The following is a 5,203-nucleotide window of genomic DNA, read 5'->3' as shown; positions in this document are numbered from 1 at the left end:
ATAAAGTGCCCCAAATAGAAGAATTACTACCTCACCGCTGGAAACCTGAACCCCGTTAAAACTTGGCGATGGCGTTCAGCGGATGCTTACTCTTGAACTCAATGGAATAGATTAAGAGTGTTTCAGGTGCTTGTTGTTTGCTGCTCTTGTACTGACGTTTGAGTGCTCTGCTAAAGTTTTTAAGGAAATCACCTTTGTTAAACTTCTCAGGTTCAGATACATGGCTGAGTAAATGAAATGAGCAAGGTGAAGTCATGTTTTCTTTAGCATAGAACAGTACACTCTCGATCTGTTCTAAGTGATCAGGGTTTGCAGTGTAGTGTTTTGCATCCCCATTCTGTGTAGCGTTTAAGGGAGTAATACCCACAGGTGCTTTAATAAGTTTCTCCTCATTTATCAGTTATTAATCCAATACAGTCATTTCTATGCTCATAACTTAATACTATCTGTTTATTATGCAGAGTTTTTATAAGATCAAACTCTTACGTAGAAAGGGTTTGATTTAAAATTATAACACGTATTTTTGTCCGAACTCGAACTTTTACTAATAATTGGAGACCTAAGAAGAATTTAGAGAATAACCGAAATTTCCATACTAGAGCTATTACCTGATTTAGGGGCACTTGTGCACTTTTACTTTAGCCAGGTGTTAACTGAGTTTCGATGAACTCCCAGTTGCTTTGCAATCTGAGTGTTATTCATGCCGTTTGCTTTTAGTTGCTGTGCTTGTTGTCGTTTATCATGGTATTGGATAGAGCGAGCTGTTCCACCTTTGGAAGAACCTAGCTTGCTCTTACGTGTCTGTCTGTCGATAAACTCTTGGTAACAGTAGCTGTCACGCTTCCAAGTCCATTTAGCGATGCTCTTAGCAATCCCTTTGACTTCGTTATAGCTCATTGGTGCTGTGAACTCACTGTTAAGTGCTGTACAGCGATCAATAACGCCTTGCAGCCATTGATTGTACGTTTTACCTCTGTACTTCCTGATCTCAACATAAGCCCACTTGCGTACTGTGTGGAATACACAGCAATTGCGTCCAAGTCCTACAGCTTCATGAGGTGATATTGGTTTAGTGATCTTATGCTGTGTTAAGTCTAGACGTTCTGATAGTTGCTTGAGGGTGTACGGTTCTGCACGTAGCAAATGAGTACGCCAGTGTTCATGTAAGGCGTTCTTAGTGATTAACCCTGTGTAACCATTATCAGCTTTTAACACTTCTCTCAGTGCGGTGTAGACGGCGTTACCGTACTGAATTGGCTTTGGTCTGCTGCAATCAGTGTTATAGATAGGTGTCGCTAGTTGGTAGACGTAGTGAGCATGTCCATTCTCAGGATTTTCAACAATTAGGTTGGGGGTTGGTACTCCAACCATATCGTAAAAGAAGTCGATGTACGCCGTAGGACTGTCTAAGTCAAAAATAAGGAAGTTTGTGTAATACGGGTGATTAGCCTGAATGTACCGCTTAAGCAAAGCGATAGCTTTAGGACGTACTTGAAGTCCATAAGATAGATCATCAGAACAATATGGTTTTGAAGGGAATTTGTCTGTTAATTGTTCTAAAGCTATTGCGAGTTGTTGCATTGCATAACGTACCTGTTTGCAAATGCACTTTTAATCTGTATTATTACTGACAGATCATGTGCAAATATGTTCTAAGGATTCAAGCCCTGTAACTTCTAGTCCGCCAAGATTTGAAAGTTACGGGCTTTTTCATTTCTGTAATAGTTTTAACACAGATCGTATCAGCAAAAAAACTTATAATTCTATTATCCTTTTTATTTACTCAATACTCCGAAAACAATACATAGCGTTTAAACGCTCTCAGCTCTTATTATAGCCATTTTAAATGCTTAGGCTACCCTAGTACCACCTGATGTATTAACAAGGCTCTATGGCGCTATACGTGCGTTCTAGGGCTATGTTTATGTTTAATTGTAGCCTATCTAAATAGTTTGGAAAGAATACCCTTCTTTTCTTGTTTTTTATGTTCAATTAAGCGCTGATTTAGCTGTTCTTTCAACCATGCTTCATTTGCCTTTACATACTCCAGTTGCTTCTCTAACTGTTCAACTTGTAATTTTAATTGTTCAATCTGCTGTATAAATAATTGTTCATGATTGCTTTTCGGCTGTTCAGTTGGTTGTGCAATATTATTTGCACTGTTCAGTAGTTCATTGACAGCTTGTTCTGTTGCTTTCTTATCTGCTTTATTCCCAAATAAACGTATCATATCTTGAACAGAAACAGCCCCATCTGCATTCTTAGTTAAGTCACCTCTCTTTATACGAGCATAGATAGTGTTACGACTGACTTTAAATAGTTTGCTAGCTTGGTTAATTGATAGATTGCTCATATATGTTCATTCTTGTTCTGCTATATGCACAATAATATACAACATTTAGCATGTGTGTTTTTAATAAAAAAGCCCTATGTAAAGGATTTAGTCGCTGTAACTAAATCCTTTTCAAAACCCTGTACACAGTAGCTACGCCACACCCCACAGCTTTAGCGATTTCTTCTTTTGTTAAACCTTTAGCATTTAATTCCTTGATTCGTTCATGCTTTACTGTATCTGCTTTTTTTCCTGTTGGTTTATAACCTGAAATCTGCAAACCCTGCTTAATACGTTCTTTTCGTTTGTCATTGTCTAACTTTGACATAGTAGATAACAAGTCGATCAGCATTGCATTAATTACTCGCATGATTTCGCCTGTCATACCTTCCTGCATTGCATGTGTAGTAGGTAGATCAGCGACGATTAAACGCAATCCTTTATCACTGATACGCTGTTTCAAGATTGCAAAATCATCCTGTGATAGTCTGCTTAATCTATCAACTGATTCAACCAGCAATACATCATCTTTTTGTGCATCATCAAGCAACTTATTTAATTCAGGTCGGTCTAATTTAGTGCCTGAGAAATTCTCAATATATGTGCAGTATTCACTGCCATAGCTTTTGCTGAATTGAATCAGATCATCTAATGCACGTTCAGCATTCTGATCTTTGGTTGATGCCCTGACATAGATTCGTATTGTCATATTTAATCCAAATTATCATTTAAAGTTAATTAAAATAGTATAATGATAATTTATGAATTTTACTATCATTTAATTTAAAAAATAAGTCTAATGATAGTAACTATTATCATTAAATTATTTATGATTTACGTATAGTCCAATGATAGGTTAATTACTTAGGGTAAGTTCCGATTAAGCACACCTTTAGGAACAATTTATTTATCAGTAGATATAAAAAAAGCAATCTAATATGATTGCTTTACTAAAAGGGTTAAATTATTAAAAATTAACAGGAATATTTAACTCCTTGAGTTCATTATTAACTAGTCTAAGAATCTTTAACTCTAGGACTTTAGTCTTTTTCAATTCCTTTTCCTTAATCTTCAGGAAGTCATCATCTGTTAATATAGGATTATTATTAATAGCAATAATTACATCTTCATTAAGTACATTAGCATTGTATGCTTTCGAACCTTGAACTACAGTTTCAACATACGATCCCGTATTTCTCTGATAAGTCTTTCTTTTCTCAAGTGGAATATCACTAATTGTAAACCCAAATGCATTAGGGTTCTTGTGGCTGTTATCTTTAACATAAAAGAGAACTTCATAACTGTAGATAATACCCAAATTGTTAGGATCAATAATAGTTGCTAAATTTTTAGGATTAACAGTATTTGCTAAATTGTTAAGATTATCTTTCACTGAATAAGTAATTGATGAGTCTGCATATTTTGAGAAAGTTACAAAAGTAGCTCCTACTTTCTTAGCCTGATTTATAAGGGAATCTTTTGACACATCCCAATCTCTAAATATACTTTGCCCAATAGCTTTATATCCTTGTGCGGAATAAGACTTGTAGCTTTCTAGACCAGGCGCAACTTCTAATACTTGTACTTGTTCGCCTGGTTTTAAATATTCAGAATTCTGTTTTTCATCTTCTCGCCAATCTACTGAATTATAAAATTTAGAGACATTACTTGTATCAACACTATTGTTGCTAGTAGGTTTAGAAACATTACTGGTACTAACACTATTGTTGCTAAGTGTTCGGGTTTCTATTATAGGACCATTAGCTGCATGGATAATGAGTGGCTGACGCTTATCTTCAGGTTCATCAATCTTTCTATTAGTTGTATTAGCACTAGATTTTCTAGTTGCTGTGGGAGGGGCAGAAAGGTCTGTAACTTTTAAAAGCTCATAGCCAGGTTTATTAATCTTTCTAGTAGTTAGAATAATTCCACCATCAGGTGTTTTGTACTCGTTGAGTATAGAAAAGTTATTGCCTGCATCCGCTGTTACACACCCCATTAGAGTCAGGAATCCAATCAATTTAATTTTAGTAGATGACATATTAAAACTTCTCTAAATTTTCTGTATAAATCAATAGGAGTGCATGTTTCTACATCCAACTATTAAAACCGCTTTCCCCCTAAAAAATAGGAAACTCTACAGAAATATCCTATAAACACTGTTATCTGAGGTCTTTATTCAGAATATTAAGGGCTTGTCTGCTTAACAAACACAACTTTTTAAAACCATAAATAATGGAATTAAATTATTGATTTACATATATTATCATTATTTCAATATGTTTGTATAACACCTACTTTTTTAATAAAAATAGGTGCTACTCAGATTACATAATTTACAAACTAGTCCCTAAATCATCAGGTGTTGCTTTCCAACTTTGGAAGTCTACTGCAACCAAATTTCTGTCTGAATGGTATGTTCTCAGGGTCTTTTTGCTCAAGTTTAGCAAGGTACTTTACCCTGTCATAAACATCATCAAACTCTTTCTTCAACGATTTGTACATCTGAGCATTGGTTCGATAAACCTTACGTTCACCAGTTTCTTCATCAAGGACAGAGATATTACGTGCTTTGCTCTTGTAGTACCTGGCTTTCGATAACCCAGCTATTTCATTTAAAGCTGCTTGAGCTTTAGCATTAAATGCTTGAGGTATCGTCTTATTACAATCAGCAATGATGCAAACGTGAATATGCAGGAAAGGTAGTTTTATCTTGTCATTCTTACCTAAGCTGTATGCTTCATCAGTATCGTTAATCTCATCCACATCCGTCATCTTGAACGTAAGCGTCCGCTGAACCCCACTTTTTCTAACTCATTAATACCGCGATAGTGTCCACTTAAATTTAAGTGGACACCTATTTATGGATTT

Annotated in this window: 6 protein-coding genes; all 6 read right to left on the bottom strand. The window is 35.5% G+C overall.

Translation table 11 applies throughout. The features are described 5' to 3' along the window. Positions 1-55: 55 nt before the first annotated feature. Positions 56-367: a hypothetical protein gene (locus NI461_RS13730; RefSeq protein ID WP_253157762.1), complete on the bottom strand. Its 312-nt coding sequence runs from the start codon at positions 365-367 to the stop codon at positions 56-58. A gap of 266 nt (positions 368-633) precedes the next feature. After that, positions 634-1,581, bottom strand: a complete 948-nt coding sequence (locus tag NI461_RS13725; RefSeq protein WP_253157759.1) for a replication initiation protein — start codon at positions 1,579-1,581, stop codon at positions 634-636. A gap of 358 nt (positions 1,582-1,939) precedes the next feature. After that, positions 1,940-2,353, bottom strand: a complete 414-nt coding sequence (locus NI461_RS13720) for a plasmid replication DNA-binding protein (RefSeq protein WP_253157756.1) — start codon at positions 2,351-2,353, stop codon at positions 1,940-1,942. A 100-nt stretch (positions 2,354-2,453) separates the two neighbouring features. Beyond that, complete coding sequence (locus NI461_RS13715) at positions 2,454-3,041, bottom strand: recombinase family protein (protein ID WP_253157753.1); 588 nt, start codon at positions 3,039-3,041, stop codon at positions 2,454-2,456. Positions 3,042-3,299: 258 nt separating this feature from the next. Then, positions 3,300-4,373 (bottom strand): PDZ domain-containing protein, encoded by a 1,074-nt coding sequence (locus tag NI461_RS13710; RefSeq protein ID WP_253157750.1) that lies wholly within the window; start codon positions 4,371-4,373, stop codon positions 3,300-3,302. Positions 4,374-4,690: 317 nt separating this feature from the next. Further along, entirely contained in the window at positions 4,691-5,098 is a 408-nt protein-coding gene (locus NI461_RS13705) for a hypothetical protein (RefSeq protein WP_253157748.1), read from the bottom strand. Positions 5,099-5,203 lie beyond the last annotated feature (105 nt).

It is taken from the genome of Acinetobacter sp. S4400-12, assembly GCF_024129495.1.
In the GTDB taxonomy this organism is placed as follows: Bacteria; Pseudomonadota; Gammaproteobacteria; order Pseudomonadales; family Moraxellaceae; genus Acinetobacter; species Acinetobacter lwoffii_C.
This window is presented reverse-complemented; position numbering and strand designations above follow the sequence as displayed.

Excerpts from the sequence above, each read along its gene's own strand:
- NI461_RS13725 (WP_253157759.1), bottom strand. The coding sequence starts at position 1,581 with ATGCAACAACTCGCAATAGCTTTAGAACAATTAACAGACAAATTCCCT.
- NI461_RS13720 (WP_253157756.1), bottom strand. The coding sequence starts at position 2,353 with ATGAGCAATCTATCAATTAACCAAGCTAGCAAACTATTTAAAGTCAGT.
- NI461_RS13715 (WP_253157753.1), bottom strand. The coding sequence starts at position 3,041 with ATGACAATACGAATCTATGTCAGGGCATCAACCAAAGATCAGAATGCT.
- NI461_RS13710 (WP_253157750.1), bottom strand. The coding sequence starts at position 4,373 with ATGTCATCTACTAAAATTAAATTGATTGGATTCCTGACTCTAATGGGG.